Origin of the sequence: Candidatus Chryseopegocella kryptomonas (assembly GCF_001536065.1) — a bacterium.
In the GTDB taxonomy this organism is placed as follows: Bacteria; Bacteroidota; Ignavibacteria; order Kryptoniales; family Kryptoniaceae; genus Kryptonium; species Kryptonium kryptomonas.
The window spans coordinates 1-24,271 of the sequence record NZ_CZVW01000011.1 but is presented as its reverse complement, the minus strand read 5'-3'; the positions used below and the strand labels follow the sequence as shown (position 1 = coordinate 24,271).

21 protein-coding genes are annotated in these 24,271 nt (G+C 35.7%); 10 read left to right on the top strand and 11 right to left on the bottom strand.

Features of this window, described 5'->3' with window-relative positions; translation table 11 throughout:
• Positions 1 to 2: 2 nt before the first annotated feature.
• From AWW83_RS05855 to AWW83_RS05830, 6 genes are read left to right on the top strand one after another with little or no spacing between them, the layout of a single operon-like run.
• A complete protein-coding gene (locus AWW83_RS05855; protein ID WP_092349886.1) occupies positions 3 to 1,709 on the top strand; it encodes an NADH-quinone oxidoreductase subunit G in 1,707 nt (568 codons plus the stop codon).
• Between the two features lie 14 nt (positions 1,710 to 1,723).
• Positions 1,724 to 2,740 carry an NADH-quinone oxidoreductase subunit NuoH gene (nuoH, locus tag AWW83_RS05850; protein WP_092349884.1) on the top strand — a complete coding sequence of 339 codons (1,017 nt, stop codon included), beginning with the start codon at positions 1,724 to 1,726 and terminating at the stop codon, positions 2,738 to 2,740.
• Positions 2,741 to 2,761: 21 nt separating this feature from the next.
• Positions 2,762 to 3,292, top strand: a complete 531-nt coding sequence (locus AWW83_RS05845) for a NuoI/complex I 23 kDa subunit family protein (RefSeq protein WP_092349882.1) — start codon at positions 2,762 to 2,764, stop codon at positions 3,290 to 3,292.
• Positions 3,293 to 3,313: 21 nt separating this feature from the next.
• Positions 3,314 to 5,008: a T9SS type A sorting domain-containing protein gene (locus tag AWW83_RS05840; protein WP_092349880.1), complete on the top strand. Its 1,695-nt coding sequence runs from the start codon at positions 3,314 to 3,316 to the stop codon at positions 5,006 to 5,008.
• A gap of 1 nt (position 5,009) precedes the next feature.
• On the top strand, positions 5,010 to 6,842 hold the full coding sequence (locus AWW83_RS05835) for an alpha-amylase family glycosyl hydrolase (protein WP_092349878.1): 1,833 nt from the start codon (positions 5,010 to 5,012) through the stop codon (positions 6,840 to 6,842).
• Between the two features lie 19 nt (positions 6,843 to 6,861).
• Entirely contained in the window at positions 6,862 to 7,275 is a 414-nt protein-coding gene (locus AWW83_RS05830) for a secondary thiamine-phosphate synthase enzyme YjbQ (protein WP_092349876.1), read from the top strand.
• On the opposite strand, the gene AWW83_RS05825 is transcribed toward AWW83_RS05830, so the two are convergent.
• From AWW83_RS05825 to AWW83_RS05805, 5 genes are read right to left on the bottom strand one after another with little or no spacing between them, the layout of a single operon-like run.
• Positions 7,262 to 10,267 (bottom strand): [protein-PII] uridylyltransferase family protein, encoded by a 3,006-nt coding sequence (locus AWW83_RS05825; RefSeq protein ID WP_092349874.1) that lies wholly within the window; start codon positions 10,265 to 10,267, stop codon positions 7,262 to 7,264. The two genes, AWW83_RS05830 and AWW83_RS05825, sit on opposite strands and share 14 nt — an antisense overlap.
• Positions 10,254 to 11,912, bottom strand: coding sequence for a CTP synthase (locus AWW83_RS05820; protein WP_200753993.1), 1,659 nt, complete (start codon positions 11,910 to 11,912; stop codon positions 10,254 to 10,256). Before AWW83_RS05820 ends, AWW83_RS05825 begins: the two co-directional genes overlap by 14 nt.
• A complete protein-coding gene (gene kdsB / locus AWW83_RS05815) occupies positions 11,902 to 12,672 on the bottom strand; it encodes a 3-deoxy-manno-octulosonate cytidylyltransferase (RefSeq protein WP_092349872.1) in 771 nt (256 codons plus the stop codon). Before kdsB ends, AWW83_RS05820 begins: the two co-directional genes overlap by 11 nt.
• Positions 12,673 to 12,677: 5 nt before the next feature.
• On the bottom strand, positions 12,678 to 13,001 hold the full coding sequence (gatC, locus tag AWW83_RS05810; RefSeq protein ID WP_092349870.1) for an Asp-tRNA(Asn)/Glu-tRNA(Gln) amidotransferase subunit GatC: 324 nt from the start codon (positions 12,999 to 13,001) through the stop codon (positions 12,678 to 12,680).
• 3 nt (positions 13,002 to 13,004) lie between these two features.
• On the bottom strand, positions 13,005 to 13,727 hold the full coding sequence (locus tag AWW83_RS05805) for a lysophospholipid acyltransferase family protein (protein ID WP_092349868.1): 723 nt from the start codon (positions 13,725 to 13,727) through the stop codon (positions 13,005 to 13,007).
• 145 nt (positions 13,728 to 13,872) lie between these two features.
• Here AWW83_RS05805 and AWW83_RS05800 point away from each other — a divergent pair, with 145 nt between their 5' ends.
• Positions 13,873 to 15,177: a radical SAM family protein gene (locus tag AWW83_RS05800; RefSeq protein WP_092349866.1), complete on the top strand. Its 1,305-nt coding sequence runs from the start codon at positions 13,873 to 13,875 to the stop codon at positions 15,175 to 15,177.
• On the opposite strand, the gene nfi is transcribed toward AWW83_RS05800, so the two are convergent.
• Positions 15,169 to 15,891: an endonuclease V gene (gene nfi / locus AWW83_RS05795; protein ID WP_092349864.1), complete on the bottom strand. Its 723-nt coding sequence runs from the start codon at positions 15,889 to 15,891 to the stop codon at positions 15,169 to 15,171. The two genes, AWW83_RS05800 and nfi, sit on opposite strands and share 9 nt — an antisense overlap.
• A gap of 69 nt (positions 15,892 to 15,960) precedes the next feature.
• Here nfi and AWW83_RS05790 point away from each other — a divergent pair, with 69 nt between their 5' ends.
• Genes AWW83_RS05790 through AWW83_RS05780 form a run of 3 tightly spaced genes read left to right on the top strand, consistent with a single transcriptional unit; the run spans position 15,961 to position 19,399 of the window.
• Positions 15,961 to 16,908: a M28 family peptidase gene (locus AWW83_RS05790; RefSeq protein ID WP_092349862.1), complete on the top strand. Its 948-nt coding sequence runs from the start codon at positions 15,961 to 15,963 to the stop codon at positions 16,906 to 16,908.
• A 39-nt stretch (positions 16,909 to 16,947) separates the two neighbouring features.
• Positions 16,948 to 18,591: an acyl-CoA mutase large subunit family protein gene (locus AWW83_RS05785; protein WP_092349860.1), complete on the top strand. Its 1,644-nt coding sequence runs from the start codon at positions 16,948 to 16,950 to the stop codon at positions 18,589 to 18,591.
• A 4-nt stretch (positions 18,592 to 18,595) separates the two neighbouring features.
• Positions 18,596 to 19,399 carry a TrmH family RNA methyltransferase gene (locus AWW83_RS05780; protein ID WP_159421121.1) on the top strand — a complete coding sequence of 268 codons (804 nt, stop codon included), beginning with the start codon at positions 18,596 to 18,598 and terminating at the stop codon, positions 19,397 to 19,399.
• On the opposite strand, the gene AWW83_RS05775 is transcribed toward AWW83_RS05780, so the two are convergent.
• The 5 genes from AWW83_RS05775 to AWW83_RS05755 form a co-directional block, all read right to left on the bottom strand.
• Entirely contained in the window at positions 19,383 to 19,817 is a 435-nt protein-coding gene (locus AWW83_RS05775) for a hypothetical protein (RefSeq protein ID WP_092349855.1), read from the bottom strand. The genes AWW83_RS05780 and AWW83_RS05775 overlap by 17 nt on opposite strands.
• The gene (locus AWW83_RS05770) at positions 19,792 to 20,043 is read right to left on the bottom strand and encodes a methyltransferase domain-containing protein (protein ID WP_092349853.1); all 252 of its coding nucleotides are present in this window, start codon (positions 20,041 to 20,043) and stop codon (positions 19,792 to 19,794) included. Before AWW83_RS05770 ends, AWW83_RS05775 begins: the two co-directional genes overlap by 26 nt.
• Positions 20,027 to 21,547 (bottom strand): acetyl-CoA carboxylase biotin carboxylase subunit, encoded by a 1,521-nt coding sequence (accC, locus tag AWW83_RS05765; RefSeq protein WP_092349851.1) that lies wholly within the window; start codon positions 21,545 to 21,547, stop codon positions 20,027 to 20,029. The genes AWW83_RS05770 and accC overlap by 17 nt, the downstream gene beginning before the upstream one ends.
• 20 nt (positions 21,548 to 21,567) lie before the next feature.
• Positions 21,568 to 23,910, bottom strand: coding sequence for an endonuclease MutS2 (locus tag AWW83_RS05760; protein ID WP_092349849.1), 2,343 nt, complete (start codon positions 23,908 to 23,910; stop codon positions 21,568 to 21,570).
• On the bottom strand, positions 23,888 to 24,271 hold a 384-nt coding region (locus AWW83_RS05755), incomplete at its 5' end, for a CvpA family protein (protein WP_143713902.1). The genes AWW83_RS05760 and AWW83_RS05755, both read right to left, overlap by 23 nt.

Genomic DNA, 24,271 nt, shown 5'->3' with positions numbered 1-24,271 from the left:
AAATGGCAAAAATAACAATAGATGGAAAAACAGTTGAAGTAAAAGACGGACTTACAATTTTACAAGCAGCACAGGAAATCGGAATTGATATTCCGCATTTTTGTTATCATCCTGCGCTTTCAATCGCTGGAAATTGTAGAATGTGTCTTGTTGAGGTAGAGAAGATGCCGAAACTTGCGATCGCTTGTGCAACGCGCGTGATAGATGGAATGGTTGTTTATACGCAGAGCGAAAAAGTCAAAAAAGCAAGGCAAGCGGTTCTTGAATTTATACTTATCAATCACCCGCTTGATTGTCCAATTTGTGATGAAGCTGGTGAATGTAAACTTCAAAACTACACATACATCTATGGTCCCGGACATAGCAGATTTGAAGAAGAAAAAGCACACAAACCAAAACGTGTTCCGCTTGGTCCAAACATTGTTCTTGATGTTGAAAGATGCATAATGTGTTCGCGTTGTGTTAGATTTTTTGATGAAATAGTCAAAGACCCGCAATTGACATTTACTCAAAGGGGTGATAGAGTCGTTTTGACAACTTTTCCAGGAAAAAGAGTTGATAACCCTTATTCAATGAATATAATTGACATCTGCCCCGTTGGAGCTTTGACATCAAAAGATTTCAGATTTAAAGAGAGAACTTGGAACATGACCGCCGTTGAAAGTGTATGCCCGGGTTGTGCACGTGGTTGCAATGTTTATCTGTGGGTGCGAAACAATCAAATTTTGAGAATAACACCGCGTGTGAATCTTGAAGTTAACAGATACTGGATGTGCGATTACGGACGATTTACTTACAAACCTGTTAATTCTGATGATAGGATCAAAAACCCAATGATTAAAGTAAATGGTGAACTTGTTGAGACGGATTGGGAAATAGCGGTTGAAACCGCTGCGTCAATTTTGAAAAGTGTAAAGCCGGATGAGGTTGCTGTTTTAGGTTCTGCTTATGCAACAAATGAAGATAATTATCTGCTTCAAAAATTTGCTAAGTCAGTTTTGAAAACGAAGTATGTTGATTTTTTGAGGCATGTTAAAGATGGTGATGAAGATAACTTTCTGATCCGTGCGGATAAAACGCCTAATTCTTACGGTGCTTATCTTGTTGGGGTGAGGTCAAATAATGGTTTTGGATTTAATGAAATTGTTGAAGGTTTGAGGACGAAAAAGTTTAAAGTCGTTTATGTTATGGACGACGATATCGTCTTAAACGATGAAATTTATTCATTGCTTGATGAAGTCAAAGTAATAGTTCACGCCACGAATAAGAATAAAACAGTTGAGAAAGCAGATGTTGTTTTTGCGAGCGCATCTTTTGCGGAAAAAGAAGGAACATTTACGAATTTTGAAGGTAGAGTTCAAAAGATAAATATCGCTGTCTTGCCAAAAGATTACGAGCCGTGGATGCTTTACAAGCCCAGAAAATTCGGCGAAGTAAAACCGAACACTGGTGAAATAAACAAAGCAAATCTCGCTTTATCAAGATTGTTTAAATTCGGAACTCAATTTGACAGATGGGCAAGTGGAGAGAGAAGAAATGTTAAACCGTCGTGGTGGGTGATTATGCAGGTTGCAAATAAACTTGGTGCTAAATTTACATACGCAAGTTCATCTGATGTCTTCAAAGAAATTTCCGAAACAATTCGTGAGTTCAAAGGGCTGTCATACGATTTAATAGGCGATGAAGGAGCAATGATAAACAAAAATTAAAATTGGCAAAGCACATGGAAAGCATCTTAATAGCAATTTTAAAAGCGATAATTTTTATACTTTTGTTTTTGACATTTTCGGCGGTTTTAACATATGTTGAAAGACGAATTTCTGCATTTATTCAAGATCGTCTCGGTCCAAATAGAGTTGGTCCATTTGGCTTATTTCAGCCAATTGCGGATGTTGTGAAAATTATTTTCAAAGAAGAAATAATACCTGCAAATGCGGACAGAACTTTACACACACTTGCGCCGATAATTTCTCTTTTCGTCGCTTACAGCGTTTTTGCTGTTTTACCGATTGGAGAAAAACTTGTGATTGATGGTAAAGAGATTAAACTTGTCCTTGCAGATGTGAATGTCGGATTTTTGTATATACTTGCATTGAGCTCACTTGGAGTTTATGGAGTTACATTGAGCGGATGGTCATCAAATAACAAGTATTCACTCCTTGGCGCTTTGAGAGCTTCTGCGCAGATGATAAGTTATGAACTTTCGCTTGGTTTATCGCTTGTTGGTGTTGTTCTCGTTTCTGGCTCTATTCAAATTGATGAAATAATAAGATCGCAGGCAAATGTTTGGAACATTTTTTATCAGCCAGTTGGATTTATAATTTTCCTTGTTTCGGTTTTCGCAGAAACCAATAGATTACCTTTTGATCTTCCGGAAGCAGAGCCAGAACTTGTGGCTGGTTATCATACTGAATATTCTGGAATGAAATTCGGTGCTTTCTATCTTGCTGAATACACAAACATTATAACCGCAAGTTTGCTTGTCACTGCGTTTTTCCTTGGTGGATGGTATTTTCCATTCGTTGATATTTACAGCGGTTTAAATCCAAATCTTTCTGCAATTTTGCAGGTTATTGTCTTCTTTGGCAAAGCAAGTTTGATAATTTTCCTCTTTATGCTTGTTAGATGGACATTGCCGAGATTTAGATATGATCAGTTGATGCGTCTTGGTTGGCAAGTTCTTTTGCCACTTGCGCTTTTAAATGTTCTCGTCACAGGGCTTGTGAAAATTCTTCTTTAAAAATTAATTCAGAGAAAAATTATGACGCAGACAAAAATAGATGGAAGAGCAAAAACTCGGGAGATAAAGAGAAAAGCAAACTTGAATTTGCTTGAACGACTCTATCTTCCTGAAATTTTCAAAGGTTTAAGCATAACATTTAGGCAAATTTTTAAGCCGAAATTTACATTTGAATATCCCGATGTCAAATGGCAACCCCCGGCTTCATTTCGTGGTCGTCCTGTTCTTGTCGTAGATGATGAAACGGGAGTTGAAAGATGCGTCGCTTGTGGTCTCTGTGCAAGGGTTTGCCCAGCGCTTGCAATTGAAGTAGTCGCAGATGAAACTGAACTTGATAAGGAAAGATATCCGAAGAAATTTGAAATAAATATGTTGCGATGTATTTACTGTGGATTGTGTGAAGAAGTTTGCCCTGAAGAAGCAATCGTTATGAGCAAAGAATATGAACTTGTCTTTACAAGCAGAGAGGAAGCAATTTTCGGAAAAGATAAACTGTTAACCCCAGCGTCAAAGTTGAAAGATCGCCTTGAATTCTTGCGTAAAATGAGGTAAAAACAAATTCTGTTTTCCCATATGGAGGATGATAATAACTCAATGTCGTCTTGTCTGAATTTCAGAAAAATTTTTCTCGTTTTTTTGCTTGTTCTGACTTTAATTTCGGATTCGTTCTCGCAAAGAATTTCACTTATTCAATCCCCAAGTGAAGTTGTGAGAGGTGATAAGTTCTCCGTAAAGTTAAATCTTATTGCAAATCCAGATGATACGCTTTATGTGGTTGTTTCCATTGATGGCGATGTGAATTTAAATTCTGCATTTTTATTTGATGATTCACTCATTAACATTGAACCTGAAAAAATTGAATCTGAAAAAATTGAACCTTTGTCTTTTTCAAAATCTGCTTTGAAAAGATTGCTTTATAGCCAAAATTTAGTTTTTGCTGATACATTTAAACATTCTTCATCACTGCGAAGTTATGCTTTTGTGATGTCTGCAAGATCATCTGGCGATGTCAAGATAAAGTTTATACCTGTGAAAATTTCTTCTGATTCTTTAATTTTCAACGAAGCGAATGTTGGTCAATTAGTTATCAAAGTAAAAAGTGCGGTTGAGAAACTTGCTGGCTTGTGTGTTAAGTTTGAAAAAGATGGATTTATTAAGTTTAACCTCAATGATAAATTTACCGCAAGAAATGGATTTACGCTTTCTTTCTGGTTGAAGACGACATCAATGAATGCTCGCATTATAAGTTTAAGGTCGGGTGTTGATAGAAGTTTTTTGCTGGTTGGAGTTAAATTTGGAAATCTTGTTTTTTCAATCAGCAATTCAATCGGAAAATATGAGATAACTTTGCCGAAATTTATAAGCGATGGAGGATGGCATAATATCGTCATAACCGCAGGATGGGATAATGTTTTAAAATTTTTCGTTGATCTTGAAAAAGTTGATGAAATTTTCATCCCAAATCTAAACCTTTTTGAAATAAATCGTCCTGTTGTAAGGATTGAGCAGGGTTCAATTGACGAGATCGCATTATTCAAATTCTCAAAGCAGGAATTGATTGAGCGACTTTCAAGATATTTTGTTAAGTTTGATACATCTGCGGTTTTTGTTTTAAAGTTTGAAAACGAGACGATAAATGTAAGTGGCAATGTTTCGGGGGTTGAGTCAAATGGTGTTAAGTTTTTCCCTTCTTCTGCCCCGATTTGTTCGCCCGAAGTCAGAGTGTCCGCCGAGTTGAAGGGAAATGGAATAAATGTAAACTGGGAAGTTGATGATCCTGTTTTTGTTGATAGATTCATCCTTGAAAGAAAAGTCGGAGATGAATTTTATCAAACTATTTATCAAGTTTTTGCTTCAAATGAGAAAAGATATTCGTTTTTTGATTCACCTGTGGGAAACAACGCAGTTTATTATTACAGGGTCAAAAGGATCAATAAAGATGGCAGTTTTGAATTTTCAGACGAGGTCAAAGTTGGGATTGGTTTAAAGAAAGATTTTGAAATACTTGGCAATTTCCCAAATCCTTTTAATTCGGAGACAAAAATAATTTACAATCTTTTCACGGACACTTATGTTAAGTTAATTGTTTATGACATTGTTGGGAGGGAGATAGCAGTTCTTGTTGATGAATTTCAAACTGCTGGAAGACACGAGATAATTTTCAACCTTAACAATATAAAAGATCACGAAACCACAAGCGGAATTTATCTTTACAAACTTCAGACACAGCGAGGTTATGAGATAAGAAAAATGATAGTGATAAAGTGAAATGCGTTTAATTTTATTTCTCTCTGTTTTTATAATTTCCTGCTCAATTTCAAAATACACATCAAATGTAAAGCCAATGATTGAACTCACTGGAGAATGGCTTTTTAAAATTGACCCCGATGACAATGGGCTTGCACAATACTGGTATTCTTCAAATTTTGATAGAAGCGATTGGCAAAGTGTGGAAGTCCCTGGGTTTTGGGAGAGATATTCAAATTTCGCAAAGTATGATGGCATCGCATGGTATTACAAAAGTTTTGAACTTAACAGAATTGACAAAAGAAAAAAATATGCGATATTTTTCGGTGGCGTTGACGATGATTGTGGCGTTTGGTTAAATGGTGAATTTGTCGGAGAACATCGTGGATATAGTGATGAGTTTTATTTTGATGTGACAAAGTTTTTAAAACAGGGGAAAAATGAACTCGTTGTTATGGTTATTGATCACGGTGGACCAGGTGGAATTTACAAACCAGTTGCTATAGTTGAGTATTCCGAAATTGCAGACCTTTTAAAAAGTGAATTTTATTACAAAAGCGCAAGGAAAAGTGAGGATTGGGTTAAAGATGCAATCATATATGAGATTTTTCCGCGTGCTTATTCAAAAGAAGGAACTTTAAAAGAGATTGAAAAAGATATCCCGCGACTTAAAGAACTTGGCGTAAATGTTATCTGGCTTATGCCGATTCACCCAATTGGTGAAATCAAAAGAAAAGGAAAATACGGAAGCCCTTACTCAATAAAAGATTATTACGCCATCAATCCTGAATATGGAACTCCTGATGACTTTAAATCTCTTGTTAAGACAGCTCATAAAAACGACATCAAAGTTATAATAGACCTTGTCATAAATCATACTTCATGGGACAACAATCTAATTTCAGAACATCCAGATTGGTATGTCAGAAATGAAGATGGAGAAATTATTTCTCCGAATTCTGACTGGACTGATGTTGCAGATTTAAATTATGAGAATCGCGAGTTGAGAAAATATATGATTGAAATGATGAAATACTGGGTGCGGGAATTTGACATTGATGGTTATCGTTGTGATGTCGCCGAACTTGTTCCGATTGATTTTTGGAATGAAGCAAGGAAAGAGCTTGAAAAAATTAAACCTGTTTTAATGCTTGCTGAAGGTAGTTTGCCTGAACAACATCTTGAGGCATTTGATTTAACATATAGTTGGAATGTTTATGACGCTCTTGCAAGGATAATACGCAAGGGACATCTTCCATCTGTTCTTGATAATGTCCTTGAAAGCGAAAGATATAAATTTCCAAAAGGTTCGCTTCGTTTGAGATTCAATGAAAATCACGACAAACCACGTGCTGTTAAGTTTTTCGGCGAAGAAGGTGCTCTCCTCAGCGCTTTAATTGTTAGCACAATTCCCGGAGTTCCGCTAATTTACAACGGTCAGGAATACGGCGATACAACGGAGTTATCTTTGTTTGAAAAAGTAACAATGTCAAGAGATACGACAAGTGAAAAAGGAAAAAGATTTTATGCGTTTTACAAAAAATTGTTTAACTTTAGAAAAAATTCACTTGCTCTTAAAAGAGGCGAGATGATAAAAGCAAAAACATTGAATGATGATAAAATTTATGCGTTTTGGAGAAAATTTAAAGACGAAACAGTGCTTGTCATTGCAAATCTTTCAACTTGGGGAGTTACGACGAAATTGCAGGTTGATGATGTTTTGAGAAAGAAAATAAAAAATGGAAAAGTTAAGTTTTATGATGTCTTTGAAGAAAAAACTTTTGAGATAAAAGTTGATGAATTTATCAATTTCAAACTTGAACCTTTTGGTTTTAAGCTTATAAATCTCTACTAAAACAAAATCGGTTAAAGTGATGAAGTCATACACGGAGTATCTTACATTCAATACCAAGAACAAGCGTGAGATAATAAACATCACGGATAAAGTTAATGAAGCGTTGAAGAAAAGCGGGATAAAGGAGGGATTTTGTCTTGTCTCCGCAATGCATGTTACCGCTGGAGTTTTCGTAAACGATGATGAAGATGGCTTAATTCAGGACTTGACAGAGTGGCTTGAAAAACTTGCCCCGTTCAATCCAAATTATAAACATCATAGAACTGGCGAGACAAACGCCGACGCTCATCTTAAAAGTTTGCTTATTCATCATGAAGTGATAATACCTGTGACAGATGGACGGCTTGATTTTGGACCTTGGCAACAGGTTTTTTACGCAGAGTTTGACGGACAAAGAAGAAAAAGAGTTATCATCAAAATTATCGGTGAGTGATTTTATCAAGTAGGTCGTTAAAAATTTGTCTTGTTTTTCTCATCCGCTTTTTAATTGAGTCAACGAATTCATCCACAAATCTATATCCAAGACAAAGAGAAAGATATTCAAGTTTATCACTATCAGATGGGATTAAATTTGATCTTGTCCCTATGGAAACACGCAAAAATTTTTCAACCTCTCTATAAAATCTGTAATTTGAAGTTAAAATTTCGTATTCGGTCTCATTGATAAAATCATTTCTCAGCAAAAAGTCCAGCGCTTTGAGCGTATTTCTTTCAATTTTTCTCGTCTTGTTAAAGTTTTTCATTTGCAGTATCTGTGCTACGAATTCAATATCGGTTAATCCACCTGCGCTTAACTTTATGTCAATTTCTCCTGTCTTAACATTTTTCTCCATTTTGCTCCTCATCTCTTGAAGATATTTTGCGGTCAATTCATTGAATTTAAGTTTTAGAATTTTTTGAAATAAAACTTCTTTAACATTTTCCCAAATTTTTGGATTGCCATTTATAACTCTTGCTCTCGTAAATGCCTGAATTTCCCATAACTCTGCACGATTTTCAAAATATGATTTGATGTAATTAATTTCTGCAAGAATTGGGGCATTTCTGCCTTCAGGACGAAGGCGAATGTCAACATTGTAAAGTTTTTCAATTTCTATCTCTGTTAAGATTTTAAGCATTGCTTCACACTTTAAAATAAGATTTTCATATCTTCCGAAATTTATCTCGTCTGTTATCATCACAATGTCAAGGTCAGAGTCAAAACTCATCTCTTCTGAGCCAAATTTCCCAAGTCCAATGATAACTATTTTCTCTTTTTCTGATTCATCAAAAATTTTTGAGAAAATTTCGTTGAAAATTAAATCCGCAAGATGTGTCAATTCCATTGCGAGCTCATCAATGTCAAGTAAGTTGTCAAGATTCAAAATTAAAAATTTCAGCTCGTTTAAAAACTTGAAATCGTGCAGTTTGAAGTTCTCGGTTTGTTTTAGCGTTTGCAAAATTTCTTTCGTTTTTTTATGCTTGCTTAAATTATTTTCAGAAACAAGTGTTTCAAGAAGATAAGTTTTGAGCGAAAGAAGATTTGAAAATCTTGGGCTGTATTGAGATAAATTTAGAATTATTTTTCTGACGGAGTCGTTTTGAATAAATTCGTAAAATGATTTTGAATATCTGAAACCTTCTGCGATTTTTCGGAAGTTGTCAAGCGTTATATCTGGAATCAGCGTTTTTGATATTTCTCCAAGCAAAATTGGGGCAATTTTTAAAAATGAGTTTTCTTCAATTGGGCTAAAAATTTCTTCACCAGTTATGAGGCGTCCTTTTGAAAGAAATTGAATGTTTCGCAGTGCTTTTTCTTTGTCTTTGAAATTTAAATCATCAAGAGTTTTATAAATTTTGGTTCTGTCAATTTCTTCACCAAAAATCTCTGTGATTAAAAACGCTGGTTTTGTTTGGACATTGAAAATTTTATCAAAAATTTTCCGCACGCTTTCAAATCTATCTTCAAGCTCTCGCTTGAAAATTTTCCAATCGGGGATTATTTGTTCGGGGAAAGAGAGTTTGTGTTTTTCTCTTTCGTAATTTCTCATCGCTTTTGCAAGCGATGTTAAAAAATTTGGATCGGATGGAATTGTATGGACTTGAAGGTTCTGTGAGATTTGCAAGAGATGTTCAATCCTTCTAAAATAAATATAGTTTTCGCTCAAAATTTTTGCTTCGTTTTGTGTTAAGAAGCCAGCAGTTGCAAGTTTCTCAATCGCTTTTAAAGTGTTCGGTTCTTTTAGGTCTGGATTGCGACCACCGTTTAAAAGTTGCAGTGTTTGAACGATGAATTCAATGTCTCTTATCCCACCTTTGCGAAGTTTTATGTTAAGTTCAGATGTGGCGGTTGACTCAATTTTTGACTTTATTTTGGCGATTTCTTCAATCGGGTTTTCATAAAATGATTTTGGATAAACGAAAGAGTCAAGAATTTTGATGAACTCATATCCAAAGTTCAAATTTCCAGCAATCGGTCTTGCTTTTATGAGCATTTGTCTTTCCCATATTTTCCCGTAAACCTCGTAATATGTCAAATATCCAAGAAGTGAACGGGCAAGAGAGCCAACGCTTCCTTCGGGTCTTAATCTGAAATCAACTCTGTAAAGATTTCCCTCTTCGGTCTTTTCTGAGAGAAAATTTATTAAAGTTGAAACGAGATCATTGAAAATCTCATAATGCGATACAACCCCTTTTGATGTTTTAATTTCTCCTTCCTGATTGTAGACAAAAATAAGGTCAATGTCTGAGCTATAGTTAAGTTCTTTTCCACCAAGTTTGCCAAGTGCGATTATGACATATTCGGTTTCTGGAAATGCTGAAAACTTTTTCTTTATCTCTTCAATTGCAAGTTCAAGGCATACTTCAACAATTGCTTCCGCAAGGTCGGAAATTGAATTTACCGTTTCATTGAAATCAGCGATGTTAAAAATATCACGAACTCCAATTCTTAAAATTTCATGCCTTTTGTATCTTCTTAAAGTATTTAACTTCTTAACAGTTGATTTAAAAGGCAAAATCGCATTGCGAATTTCGGAGGTGTAGTTTTCTTTTGTCATTTTTCTGTCAAGGATGTCGGTGTATGTAAGCCAGCGGAAAAGTTCTGGATCACGAACGAGAATATCTGCAAAGTATTGAGAATAGCCAAATGTTGTGATCAAAATTTTCATCATTTGAGGATAAATTGCAAGGTCTTTATAAATGGAGGTTTTGTTAAAAGTGTTCTCAATAAAGCGAGTGAAATTGTTTAAACTCTGCTCTGGGTTTGGTGAGTGTTTTAATGAGGAAATTAAATTTTCAATGAATGAATCTGCAAGATCAAAACGAAAAGTTGAATTTATAAAATCATCGGTTACTTCCTCAATGATTTTGATTGCTTTTTCGGATTGTTTTGAAAATTTTTTCAATTCCTGTTGTATCTTCGGGTCAAGGTTAAACTTTGACATTTATTTTCGCTTGCTCTGAAATTTTTTCCTTTTTCTTTTTGAATTCAAGCGCCGATTTTACGAAATCCTTGAAGAGGGGATGTGGTTTTGTCGCCCTTGATTTAAGTTCGGGGTGAAATTGCACTCCAACGAACCATGGATGATCTGGAAGTTCAATTATCTCAACCAGCAAGCCATCTGGAGAAAGACCGCTGAAGATCATTCCATTTGATTCAAGTATTTCACGAAATCTATTGTTAAGTTCGTATCTATGCCTGTGCCTTTCGTTTATTTTTTCCGTTCCATAAGCAGAATATGCTTTTGTTCCCGGTTTTAAAATTGCGGGGTAAGAGCCAAGTCGCATTGTTCCACCTTTGGCTTGAACTCCAATTTGTTCAGGGAGAAGGTCAATGACTGGGTATGGGGTGGTGGGATTAAATTCAGTGCTGTTTGCTTGTTTAAGTCCGCAGACATTCCTTGCGAATTCTATAACAGCGCATTGCATCCCAAGACAAATTCCAAAAAATGGTATTTTATTTTCACGAGCAAATTGAATTGCTTTTATCTTACCTTCAATTCCTCTTTCTCCAAATCCGCCGGGAATTAACAAACCATGAACATCTTTGAGAAATTTTTCTGCTCCATAAGTTTCAATTTCTTCCGCCTTTACCCATTTGATATTAACTTTACATTCATTTTCTGCCCCTGCGTGAACAAATGCTTCTATTATGCTTTTATAAGCATCTCTTAATTCCGTATATTTCCCACAAATTGCAATTTCAACTGTCTCCTTTGGATTTTTTATCTTATCAACAAATTTTATCCATTCTGTTAAGTCTGGTTCTTTTGCGCTTATATTTAACTTTTTCAACACGATATCATCAAGCCCTTCTTCATAAAAAATGAGTGGAACCTCATAAATTGACTCAACATCAATCCCCTGTATAACTGCTTCTGGTTCAACATTCGTAAATAGCGCAATTTTTTCTTTTATCTCTTTTGACAATGGTCTTTCGGTTCTACAAATCAATATATCTGGCTGAATTCCAATTTCAAGCAATGTCTTAACACTGTGTTGTGTCGGTTTCGTCTTTAACTCACCAGCGGATTTTATATATGGAATCAATGTGACATGAATGTTAATTGCGTTTTGTTTTCCAACCTGCAACATAAATTGTCTTATTGCTTCAAGGAATGGGAGACCTTCAATATCTCCCACTGTTCCACCTATTTCAGTTATTATCACATCGTAATCATCTTCTTTTGTCAAAAGAGTTATTCTTCTTTTTATTTCGTTTGTTATGTGCGGAACTACTTGAACTGTTGCGCCGAGATAATCGCCTTTTCTTTCTCTCATTATAACTTCGTAATAAACTTGACCAGTTGTTGTGTTATTCCATTTTGACATATTTATGTCAAGGAATCTTTCATAATGCCCGAGGTCAAGGTCAGTTTCTGCGCCATCATCTGTGACATAAACTTCACCGTGCTGATATGGGTTCATAGTTCCAGCGTCAACATTTATGTATGGGTCAAATTTTTGAATCGTTACTTTTAGACCTCTTGCTTTGAGGAGAAGCCCGAGAGATGCGCATGCAATTCCTTTACCAAGCGATGAGACAACTCCACCAGTTACAAATATAAATTTTGTCTTTTTATCCAGCATTTGAAAACTCTTTTTTGTTTTTGAAAATCTGAATCACCTTTTCAAGATCGTTTGGGGTATCAACTCCGATAGTATCTTTTTCCGTGATCACAATTTTAATTTTCATCCCGTTTTCAAGCGCCCGAAGTTGCTCAAGTTTTTCAAGTTCTTCAAGTTTTGAATTTGGTAAATTGACAAATTTTAGAAGCGATGTCTTTGAATAAACATAAATTCCGATGTGTTTGTAGTGCTCGCCTTTTTTGAGCCATTCTTCTTTTGTCAAAGCATCTCTGCAAAATGGGATTGGATTTCGTGAAAAGTAAAGAGCAAAATTATTTTTGTCAAAAACAACTTTAACAACATTCGGATTGAATAGATCATCGGTATTTTTTATTTTCACCGCAAGCGTTGAAATGTCAATTTTCTCTTCTGTGAAGAATGGCTCAATTGCAGAATCAATCATATCTGGGGTAAGCAATGGTTCGTCGCCTTGAATGTTTACAACAATATCCGTGTTAATTTCTTTAGCAACGAAGGCAACTCTGTCTGTTCCAGTCGGAATCTCGGATGGAGTCATAACGACATCTGCGTTAAACTTTTTTGCGACCTCATAAATTCTTTCATCATCGGTTGCAATTATCAACTCGTTTATGAACTTTGATTTTTTTGCGTTTTCATACACAATTTGGATCAGCGGTTTCCCAAGTATTTCAGCGAGTGGTTTGCCAGGAAATCGTGTTGATTTATATCTTGCTGGAATTATTCCAGTTATATGTGGCATAAAAATTATTCTTTTTCTTCATCTTCTTTTGCGCGTTTTTCTACCTGAATGACTTTCGGGACTTTGAAAAAGTATTCCGTTCTTGATGGAGCATTTTTCAAAATTTCTTCCCTTGGATAACTTGGTTTTACAACATCTTCACGGAAAACATTTTTTAAATCAATCACATGATAAAGTGGCTCAACATCTGTCGTGTCAAGTTCGTTTAACTTGTCCATATATTCAAGAATTCTGTTAAATTGCTCCGTAAATTTTTCTTTTTCTTCTTCTTTAAATTCAAGTCGTGCGAGATTTGCAATGTATTCAACATCTTTGATTGTAACTGGCATTGCTTATCCGAGTTTTTGTTTTTCAAGATTTGATTTTATCACTTCTCTTGTTAATTCCATAAGTTGATTTTCCCCTTCTCTTCCTGTGAAGTTTTCAACTTGAATTGGTTTATCAACTATGATTTCAATCGTTCCGGGATTTACTTCAAGTTTGTGCTTTTTCATAATTTTGTGACTGCCGAGAATTGTAACCGGGACTATGGGTGTATTTGATTTGATTGCGAGCATAAAACCACCACGCTTGAATGGAAGAAGTTCACCATCAAAACTTCTTGTGCCTTCTGCAAACACAAGAACTGAAACACCGCTTTTGATTTTTTCAATCGCTTTTTGAACGCTTCTAATTGCTCTTTTCGGATTTCTTCTGTCAATCAAAATATAACCTCCATACCTCAAAAGCCATCCCCACAAAGGAATTTTACCAAGTTCTTGTTTTGCAAGGAAACGAATTTGATCAGGTATCCCGCAAATCAAAGCAGGTATATCCATTGCACTTGCGTGATTTGAAATGTAGATGTAGTTCTTTCCTTTTGATAAATTTTCAAGACCATTCACTTTAACTTTGACATTGAAAATTGACAAAACAATTTTTGACCAAATTTTTGCCATAAAGTGGTAAATTTTGCCTTTGTAATTAAACGGAAGAAGCAATGCGGTTAAAATTGCCATTGGAATTGTGATTAAAAAAATGATTCCTGCTTTAAGCCAAAAGAGAACTTTCTTCATCTTCTAACTTTGGGTGGTTGGTTTTTTACAATGATAATCAAAAGCGATGATAAAATCAAGTGTCAGAAGTTGTAATCATAAAGTTGTGAAATTTTGTGCTTTAATTTATATTATCACACAAAAATAAAAAACAAAAGCGAAGGTTATGCGGTTAAAACGAGTCCCGAATCTTGTCTATAGCGACGGAAATGGAAATATATATGATGTCCCGGAAATTGAGATGGCTGGTAGAAGTGGATTTGATTTTGTTCGGATAAATCCAGATGATTTAATTGAACTTCCAGAGGGAAGTCAATTGTTTGAATTGCCGATGAGAAAACCAATTGGGTTTGATAGAAAAACAGGTAAGAAAGTAATTTTTGAAGATGGTTGGGCGGTGGCTGCTTTTCTTGCGCCTGCTCATACTCAATTTTTTCTATCAGCGTATGAAAAGCAAAACAATGCTCCTGTGCTTCCTCTTTTTGCTTATACTGCTGTTGGATGGCTTGATGGAAAATTTTATGTCCCTGCAATTAGAATTGACCCCGATATAAGACAGGATTGTGATCAATTTGATCAAAATCTTGTGGCTAAAAATGTTTATAAAAAGTTTAAACAGTTTCCGAAAAATCGTTTAATCCGTCATCTTGGTGAGAATTGTGCGCTTCGTTATCTTTGTCCAGCTGCGAGAAATTATTTCCTTGGGAGATGGGAAGCACCAATTCCAACATCTCCCGGATGCAATGCGAATTGTATTGGATGTATTTCTTTTCAACCGCAGGAAGCAGGAATTCCAAGCACGCAAGATAGATTAACATTTATTCCGACAGTTGATGAAATTTTGGAAGTTGCAGTTCCACATCTTGAAAATGCGCCCAAACCCGTTGTGAGTTTTGGTCAGGGGTGCGAGGGAGAACCATTGCTTGTTTGGGAGGTTATAAGAGATGCGATAAAAGAGATAAGAAGAAAGACAAAACGAGGAATTATAAACATCAACACAAACGCAAGCAAGCCAGATGCAATTGAAGAACTTTGTAAAGCTGGGCTTAACAGTGTCCGTGTAAGTATGAACAGCGCAATTCCAGAAATTTATCATCGCTATTACAGACCGAATAATTACTCTTTTGATGATGTCGTTGAATCAATAAAAGTTGCAAGGAAATTTAATTGCTGGGTTTCAATAAACTATTTCGTTTTCCCGGGGATGACGGACTGGGTTGAAGAATATCAAGCAATGCGAAATCTCATAAGGGAAACCAATATATCAATGATCCAGTGGCGAAATTTTAACATTGACCCAGATTGGTATCTTGAATTAATTGGGATTGACAAAGATACAAAAAAGCTCGGTGTTAAGAATGTGATGAAACTTTTAAAGGAAGAATTTCCACATCTTGCATATGGATATTTTAATCCACCTCTTGAAGTTATGAGAAAGTATGTCAATTTAAAGCCGATTGTTTCAAAATAAACTTTCCTGCTCTGGTTTTCTTTGTTCGCCGGGTTTTATCTCACCACGTCTTAAAGCATTGACCAAATTGTGTGCTTGTCTTGTTGGTTCGGGAATTCTAAATCCCCGAACATTTTGAAGTATTATCTTTATTGATTCTTCAAGCGTGATTTTGTGTCCTATGGAAACGAAAACGGGTTGGACATTATCTCTTGTTCTCAAAACTGCACCAATAATTTCGCCTGAATCATAAAGATAGGAATAACTTCCGGCTTTTTCTCCGGGCTCATCATATTTTCCAACGAGCAAACTTTTTGCACATCCAATTGTCGGTTTATCAATCAAAACTCCAAAGTGTGAGGCAATTCCAAATCTTCTTGGGTGAGCTATACCCTGACCATCAATCACAACGACATCAGGTTCAACTTTTATTTTTTCCCACGCCTTAATTAAAGCCGGAGATTCTCTGAAAGATAGAAGCCCGGGTATATACGGGAAATTTACTTCTGTTATCACGAGCGAGCGATCAACTTCTTCAAGTTCTGGAAATTTCAAAACAATTATCCCCGCATAAACTATGTTTGAACCTTTGTCAAAAGAAATATCAGCACCTGCAATGTAATGGATTTCTTTTTTTAAGTTTTCAATTTTTACAAGTCCACGCAATTCGTTCTGTATCTTTATCGCTTCTTCCGCTGTGACATCCCACGAGTGTAGGATTTTGAATTCAGCCATGGTTGAAATTGTAATTTATTTGTTCATTTTTTATCTTAAAATCGCAATTAAAAATTTAACCAAACTCGGATGAAGAGAAAGTTTTTCTTAATTTTGCTAATTTTTGTTTTAAGTTGCAACTCCGATAAAAAGTCCAAACCACAAGTTGAGCCGAAGGTTCAAATATCAATTCCCGAATTTAACGCTGATTCTGCTTTTGAATATCTAAAAAAACAAGTTTCTTTTGGAGCTCGGGTTCCGAACACAAAGGCGCACGAAGATTGCAAAAATTTTTTGGTTGCCGAAATTTCAAAATATGCTGACGCTGTGAATCTACAGGAGTTTACACATTTTTATTTGGGTAAAATTTTCAATCTCACAAACATAATTGCATCGTTTAATTTAAATTCGGGTTATAGAATTTTGCTCTGTGCTCATTGGGATTCAAGACCTTATGCTGATGAGGAAAAAGAGGCGTCAAAAAAAATTCAACCTGTCCCTGGGGCAAATGATGGCGCCAGTGGTGTTGCTGTATTGCTTGAAATTGCCAGAATCCTTAAAGAAAATCCGCCACCAATTGGCGTTGATATCGTCTTCTTTGATGGTGAAGACCTTGGAGCTTCCGGTGACCTTGAAAATTTCTGTATCGGCTCAAAGTATTTCGCAAAAAATAAATCACCAAACTATCTCCCACAATTTGGCATTTTGCTTGACATGGTTGGAGATAAAGAATTGGAAATTTACAAAGAAGAAAACTCCGTTAAATATGTGCCCGATGTTGTAAATTATGTTTGGTCAATTGCACGGGAACTTGGAATATATGAGTTTAAAGAAAGTGTTAAGCACAGCGTTTATGACGACCACATTCCATTGAATGAAGCTGGAATTAGAACAATTGATATAATTGACTTTGATTATCCATACTGGCATACAACGGAAGACACTCCGGATAAATGTTCGCCAGAAAGTTTAAAAAAAGTTGGAACAGTTGTTTTGAATGTAATTTATAGATATGGAGAGAAAATTGCTGTGAAATGAACTTGAATTTTGTTTTTAAAACAAAAGTGAGAGAAAATTATGCGCGAAAATCTTGAAAAGTTGAAAAAGGAGTGGGAAGAAAAATTTCTGCGCTCGGGAAAGTTCAAGGAAAGAGAAAAAGTTTTTAAAACTGACTCCGGAATTGAGATAGATAGAATTTATCTTCCTGATGAAAGTTTTGACTATGTTTCAAAACTTGGTTTTCCGGGTGAATATCCCTTCACGCGTGGAGTTTATCCGACGATGTATAGAGGAAGATTATGGACAATGAGGCAGTATGCGGGCTTTGGAACAGCTGAGGAGACAAACAAAAGATTTAAGTATTTGCTTGAACACGGGCAGACAGGTTTGTCCGTTGCTTTTGATTTGCCAACCCAAATGGGCTATGACTCGGATCATCCAATGGCAGAGGGTGAAGTTGGAAGGGTCGGTGTTGCAATTGATTCGCTTCAAGATATGGAAATACTTTTTGATGGAATAAAACTTGAAAATATAACCACATCAATGACGATAAATGCAACAGCCGGAATTTTGCTTGCGATGTATGTTGCAGTTGCGAAAAAGCAGGGAGCGGATTTGAAGAAAATTTCAGGGACAATTCAAAACGATATTTTGAAAGAATATATCGCACGGGGGACATACATTTATCCACCACAGCAATCAATGAAATTAATCGTTGATATTTTTCAATGGTGTAATGAGAATCTGCCAAAGTGGAATGTTATTTCAATAAGTGGATATCACATTCGTGAAGCTGGTGCAAATGCGGTTCAGGAACTTGCTTTCACATTTGCAAATGCGATTGAATATGTGAGGTCTGCGATAAAGGCGGGGCTTGATGTGAATAAATTTGGCGAGCAACTTTCTTTTTTCTTCAATGCACATAACAATTTCTTTGAGGAGATAGCCAAGTTCAGAGCAGCTCGTAGAATTTGGGCGAAAATAATGCGTGAAAAATTTGGCGTTACAAATGAGGAAGCGTTAAAATTAAAATTTCATGCTCAAACCGGCGGTTCAACTTTGACAGCGCAACAGATTGAAAATAACATCGTTCGTGTCACAATTCAAGCGCTTGCTGCTGTCCTCGGTGGTTGTCAATCACTTCACACAAATGCGAAAGACGAAGCCCTCGCTCTTCCGACGGAAGAATCAGCAAGAACTGCTTTGAGAACTCAACAAATAATTGCTTATGAAAGTGACGTCGCTGATACGGTTGATCCACTTGCAGGAAGTTACTTCGTTGAGTATTTGACCGATGAAATTGAAAAGAAAGTTTGGGAGTATATTGATAAAATTGAATCTATGGGAGGCGCTATAAGAGCGATTGAATCAGGTTTCATTCAAAACGAAATCTCAAAGAGCGCGTATGAGTATCAAATGAAAATTGAGAAAAAGGAGAAAATAATCGTGGGTGTGAATGAATTTAAAACAGATGAAAAGCAAAAAATTGAAATTTTTAAACTCAACGAAGAAGCAATAAAAAAACAAATTGAAAAATTGAAGAAACTTAAAAAAGAAAGAGACAACGACAGGGTTAAGGGATCGCTTAAAAGATTGCGCGATTGCGCTATTTCGGGAGAAAATTTGATGCCAGCAATTATTGAATGCGTTGAATCATACGCAACGCTTGGTGAAATTTCCGATACTTTGCGTGAAATTTGGGGAGAATATAAAGAGAGATGAAACCGTGAAATTAAGCAGACAAAAATTTTCGCTTCTTCAACTTCTGAAAAACAAAAAATACAGATATAAAAGTGGTCTTTTTACACTTGAAGGCGAAAAGATCATCAGAGATGCTGTTAAGTTTGGGGCTGAAATTTCATTTGTCGCTTATTCTCCAAAATTTATCAAATCCCCAAAAGATGAAGAATTTTTAAACTATTTGAAAAACAAAAAAATTGAAATTTATGAGATAAGCGAAAGTGAAATTGAAAAAGTTTCAGAAGTTGAAACTTCGCAAGGGATAATTGCAGTTGCGAAAATGTTTTCATACGATGAAGAAAATGTTTTCAAGAGCATTGAGCGAAAAAAATTTGCGACGGTTGTTGCGCTTGAAAAAATTTCAGACCCCGGAAATCTCGGAACAATTTTTAGGATTTGTGATTGGTTTGGAATTGATCTGGTTTTAATTTCAGATGGAAGCGTTGATGTTTTTAATCCAAAAACATTGCGCGCTACGATGGGCTCAATTTTCAATGTCCCATTTCTGCAAAATGTTGATTTGAAAAATTTTCTCACAAAATTTAAAAACATTGGATTTAAACTTTATTCCACATCTCCATCCGGTAAAATTGATTTTCACGAAGTTTTGGGGAGCGAAAAAATTATTTTTGTCTTCGGAAGCGAAGCTCATGGCGTGAGCAACGAGATAATTAAAATTTCAGATGCAACTGTGAAAGTGAGAAAATTTGGAAAAGCAGAATCGTTAAATGTAGCGGTTTCAACCGCAGTTATACTATCGGAAAGAGCGTATATCATTTCTGGGCGATGATGAAAATCCCGGGATAAATTAAATGGTTTTCTTCAGCAATTTCAATAAGTTCAAATCCAGTTTTGGTTAACATCTCAACAAATTCTTCTTTCCCTGCATAATGAAGATGTGCTTTAACATTTTCGCCGTAAACTCCAAATTTTAACTTTATCTTCTCTTCAACGCTTGTGTATCGGAAACGAATTGAATTTGATTTTAAAGTGTCTTTGATGAATATGATTCCAGAGTTTTCAAGTTTGTCGTAAAACAATTCAAAAAGTTGGGCTTTCTCGTGCGTGGGGATGAAAAGCAAGACATCAACGAAAAGAACGAGTTTTAAATTTTTGAGTTCATCTAATTTAAAATCGTTTTGAAATTTAACTCCAGTTATTTTTGCTGATTCTTTGGCTATCTCAATTCGTTTTTTTAGAGATGTCAAAACCGATGATGTGCAAATTTGGATTTTTAAGTTTCATATAGTTTGCAAAAATTCCATATCCACAGCCATAATCAAAAACACAGCCCGAGTCAGGCGTGAACCTATCAAGATACTTTTTGATTTGATTGAAGTTAAAAAGAATGCGTGCGTAAATTTTTACTTTTTCCCCTAAAGGTGCTTTTCTATAAAGTTTCAAAAGTTGAATTTGTTCATCTGAAATTTTCATATCGCTTCATTTTCCATCTGTTTATCTTTCTCTCGGCGTTTGATGATTTATCAACTTGTTGATTTTGTTTCTTTTTTACGGAGTTTAAAATTGCAAAAGCAATCGCTGGTGCTATTTCAGGAGTTAATTTCCCATCTTTTGAAATCTCGTCAAATTCATTTAATTCGGATGGTTTGAAATAATTTTGAATGAAGTGAGTATCATATTTACCTTGGCGAAAATGTTCGTTGTTCATAACCCAAAGACAAAACGGGATTGTTGTTTTGACTCCAAAAATTTTGTATTCACTCAATGCGGTTTTCATTCTATCAATTGCTTCAATTCTATCTTTGCCCCAGACGACAAGTTTTGAAATCATAGGGTCGTAATGAATTGTAATTTCGTTTCCCTCTTCAATTCCAGCGTCAACCCTTACCCATGGACCTGTTGGCTCTTTCATCAAGGTGATTTTCCCAGTTGATGGTAAGAAATTGTTGAATGGATCTTCGGCGTAAATTCGGCATTCAATTGCGTGTCCTCTTGGTTTTATATCTTCCTGCGAAAAACTTAACTTATTTCCAAGTGCGATTTTAATCTGTTCAGCGACGATGTCAATCCCTGTGACCATTTCAGTTACTGGATGTTCAACCTGTAAGCGTGTGTTCATTTCAAGAAAATAAAAGTTTCTATTTTTGTCAACGATGAATTCAATTGTTCCAGCGTTTTCATAGTTTACTGCTTTTGCGATTTTAATTGCTGACTCAAAAAGTTTTTCCCTCAATTCTGCTGTGACGATGGGGGAAGGCGTTTCTTCAATTACTTTTTGATGTCTTCTTTGAATTGAGCATTCTCTTTCACCAAGTGCGATGACATTGCCAAATTTATCAGCGAGGATTTGAACTTCAATGTGATGTGGTTCTTCAACATATTTTTCAATGTAAACTCTATCGTCTCCGAATGCAAATTTTGCTTCATTTTTTGCGCCTCTTATTGCCGATTCAAAGTCCTCTTCTTTATGGACGATTCTCATACCTTTGCCACCGCCACCCGCAGCTGCTTTTATAAGGATTGGGAAGCCAATTTTTCTTGCTATTTCAATCGCAGATTGAATGTCCGAGATTGGACTTTCAGAGCCAGGGACAATAGGGACGCCGACCTTTTTTGCTATTTCACGCGCTTCAAGTTTATCTCCCATTTTTTTAATTGCATCTGCTGATGGACCAATAAAAATTAACCCATTATCTTGAACGAGTTTAGCAAATTCATCATTTTCGGATAAAAATCCATAGCCGGGGTGGATTGCGTCAGCTTTTAATTTTTTTGCGACATCAATTATCTTTTCCATATTTAAGTATGTCTCGGCTGGATTTGCTTCACCAATGCATTCAGCGTAATCAGCCATTGCAACGAATGGTTTGTCTTTATCAACTTTTGAATAAATCGCTATTGTTTCAATGCCAAGCACTTTACATGTTCGGATTATCCTTACTGCTATCTCCCCGCGATTTGCGATTAAAATCCTCATGTCCGATTTTAATTTTGTTTTCAATCAACATTTAATTCAACTATCGTCACACCATCTCCTCCTTCTTCCCAGCTTCCAAGGCGAAATGATTTAACATTTGGATGGCGTTTTAAAAATTCGTTGATTTCCTTTCTCAATCTCCCAGTCCCTTTGCCGTGAATTATCTCAATTCTTTTCAATCTGTAAAGAAAACTTGTATCAATGAATTTATCAACAGCACTTATCGCTTCATCAACTCGCATACCTCTGACATCAATTCTCGTTGACACAGGGGCGAATAAATCCGTCGTTAAATTTAATTTTCTAACTTCTTTTTGTTCAACTTTTTCAACTTGATCTGATTTCAAAACCATTTTCACAGAGCCAAATGCAACAACGATATTTGAGCCATCAATCTGCAAAACTTCTCCAACTTGCGAGCCATCTTTTATTTTTACGAAATCACCTGGCTTTATTTCTAATGTTTCTGTTTTTTCGGTTTCAATTTGCTTGATGATGTCTTGAAGTTGCTGTTGAACCTGTTGAGCTGTTGAATGTGCCTGCTTTATGCTTTCTTTTGAAGCTGATGTCTCTTTTATTTTTCTTATTGCTTCTTCAATTTTTGCTCTTGCGGTCTCAGCGATTTCTCTGATTTCAGCGATTGCGTCTTTTTTCGCTCTTTTTCTCTCTCTTTCAACTTCAATCAATTTTTGCTTGTATTCCGAAATCATTTTGTTAAGATTTTGCTCTTTTTCTTTCAACTCTTCAATGAGTTTTCTGTATTCAATTTCAAGCGATTCAAGCCGTGATAAAATTTCTTCAATTTTGAACTGCGATTCATCAAGATTTTTCTTGGCATTGTTTATCACATCTTCATCAAGTCCAAGTCGGCGTGCTATTTCAAATGCGTAACTACTTCCGGGAACCCCGATTCTCAATCTATATGCGGGCGCAAGGGTTTGATGGTCAAACTCCATTGCTCCACATTCAATCTCTGGATTGTTGTATGCGTAAAATTTTAAAGCACTATTGTGCGTTGTCACGATGACAAATGAACCTTTGCTTTTAAGCTTTTCAATTATCGCAATTCCAAGTGCCCCACCTTCAGCTGGATCTGTTCCAGAGCCAAGCTCATCAAGAAGAACGAGCGTTTTATTATCTGAATCAGAAATTATCTTTTTGAGATTTTTTATATGAGAACCAAATGATGAAAGATCCTTTTCAACGGATTGCTCATCTCCAATGTCAATGAAAACTTTTTTGAAAATTCTTATTTTGCTTGACTCTTTCAGAGGAACTGGAATTCCCGCTTGAGCCATAAGTGTCAAAAGCCCGACTGTTTTCAGAACAACTGTTTTACCGCCTGAGTTTGGACCCGAGATCACAAGTATTTGAGAGCCATCGCCAAGTTTAAAATCAAGTGGAACGACTTTGTTTTTACCATGTCTTAAAAGAAGTATCGGATGATAAGCGGTGTTCAAAATGATCGGACCTGTTTCGGAAACCTCAGGTGCATAACCATCAATTTGAAGTGCGAATTTTGCCTTTGCATAAATGAAATCAATCTTGCCGAGTATACTTGTGTTCGTTTGAAGATATTTTAAATTTTCTCTCACTTTGTTCGTGATCTCGCGAAGAATTCTTTCAACTTCTTTTTGTTCTTGAAATTGAAGCTGTAAAATTTCATTGTTAAGTTCAACAATTTCAGCTGGCTCAATGAAGACCGTTAACCCTGTTGATGATGTCCCGTGAACAACCCCCTCAACATGTCTTTTATGTTCAACTTTTACAGGTATTACAAGCCGTCCATCTCTTTGCGGTATTATATCATCCTGTGTATAATCTTTCTCAGAGATTTGTTTTAAAATTGCGTATAATCTTTTTCTGACATAATCTTGCTTTCTCAAAATTTCCTCACGAAGGTATTTCAACTCGGGACTTGCGGTGTCTTTGACTTTACCATTTTCATCAACAATCTCATCAATGTTATATTCAAGCACACGATTGACGAAGATATTTTTTGCAAGTTCCCATAGGTTTGGATATTTTTCGCTTCGTTTGTTAAGATATTCTCTAATTAACCTTGAAACCCCAAGAACTGACTTTATGTCAAGAAGTTCCTCAGGCATCAAAAAACTTCCCTCAATTTCACATCTTCTTAATGCAATCCTAATGTCCTTTATTCCATCAATAGGGAATGGATCATCATAAGCAAGTATATCTTTCATTTCAACTGTTAACTTAAGTTCACGCTCAATGATGTTTTTGTTTGTGTATGGTGAAAGGTCTTCAATTTGTTCTTTCCCAAGTTGAGATGTTGCAAATTGAAGTATGAATTGTTTTATCTTGTCAAATTCAAGTTTATTTAGTGTCTCGCTGTTCACTTTTTATTGATTCAATTGTTTTTTGAATTTGCTCTTTGAAGTTGATTTTTGAGCCGAAATTTTTCTCAATGAAATCGTAAATTGAAATCGTTGCTTTTGTGACTGGCTTGTAAAATTTAGATGAGTTTCTCACTTTTTCAGATGGAAAATTTAAAGTCCCGAGAAAAATTAACAAAATTCCAAGTATAAGCAAACCCTCCGCAAGCCCGAGGATAGAGCCAAGTATGTTATCGGTAAGGTCAACGAAAATTGAGATATTTTTTATAAATCTTGCAATAAGATTGGCAATTATAATGCAAGCAAGAAAGATCAAAAACATAGCAAGATAGGTTGAAATCTCCGGAGAGACGCCAGCATCTTT

Excerpts from the sequence above, each read along its gene's own strand:
- AWW83_RS05830 (WP_092349876.1), top strand. The coding sequence starts at position 6,862 with ATGAAGTCATACACGGAGTATCTTACATTCAATACCAAGAACAAGCGT.
- AWW83_RS05770 (WP_092349853.1), bottom strand. The coding sequence starts at position 20,043 with ATGAAAATTTCAGATGAACAAATTCAACTTTTGAAACTTTATAGAAAA.
- accC (WP_092349851.1), bottom strand. The coding sequence starts at position 21,547 with ATGAGGATTTTAATCGCAAATCGCGGGGAGATAGCAGTAAGGATAATC.
- AWW83_RS05855 (WP_092349886.1), top strand. The coding sequence starts at position 3 with ATGGCAAAAATAACAATAGATGGAAAAACAGTTGAAGTAAAAGACGGA.
- AWW83_RS05845 (WP_092349882.1), top strand. The coding sequence starts at position 2,762 with ATGACGCAGACAAAAATAGATGGAAGAGCAAAAACTCGGGAGATAAAG.
- nfi (WP_092349864.1), bottom strand. The coding sequence starts at position 15,891 with ATGGCTGAATTCAAAATCCTACACTCGTGGGATGTCACAGCGGAAGAA.
- AWW83_RS05800 (WP_092349866.1), top strand. The coding sequence starts at position 13,873 with ATGCGGTTAAAACGAGTCCCGAATCTTGTCTATAGCGACGGAAATGGA.
- AWW83_RS05835 (WP_092349878.1), top strand. The coding sequence starts at position 5,010 with ATGCGTTTAATTTTATTTCTCTCTGTTTTTATAATTTCCTGCTCAATT.
- AWW83_RS05805 (WP_092349868.1), bottom strand. The coding sequence starts at position 13,727 with ATGAAGAAAGTTCTCTTTTGGCTTAAAGCAGGAATCATTTTTTTAATC.
- nuoH (WP_092349884.1), top strand. The coding sequence starts at position 1,724 with ATGGAAAGCATCTTAATAGCAATTTTAAAAGCGATAATTTTTATACTT.
- AWW83_RS05785 (WP_092349860.1), top strand. The coding sequence starts at position 16,948 with ATGCGCGAAAATCTTGAAAAGTTGAAAAAGGAGTGGGAAGAAAAATTT.
- AWW83_RS05840 (WP_092349880.1), top strand. The coding sequence starts at position 3,314 with ATGGAGGATGATAATAACTCAATGTCGTCTTGTCTGAATTTCAGAAAA.
- AWW83_RS05790 (WP_092349862.1), top strand. The coding sequence starts at position 15,961 with ATGAAGAGAAAGTTTTTCTTAATTTTGCTAATTTTTGTTTTAAGTTGC.
- AWW83_RS05820 (WP_200753993.1), bottom strand. The coding sequence starts at position 11,912 with ATGCTGGATAAAAAGACAAAATTTATATTTGTAACTGGTGGAGTTGTC.
- kdsB (WP_092349872.1), bottom strand. The coding sequence starts at position 12,672 with ATGCCACATATAACTGGAATAATTCCAGCAAGATATAAATCAACACGA.
- AWW83_RS05825 (WP_092349874.1), bottom strand. The coding sequence starts at position 10,267 with ATGTCAAAGTTTAACCTTGACCCGAAGATACAACAGGAATTGAAAAAA.
- gatC (WP_092349870.1), bottom strand. The coding sequence starts at position 13,001 with ATGCCAGTTACAATCAAAGATGTTGAATACATTGCAAATCTCGCACGA.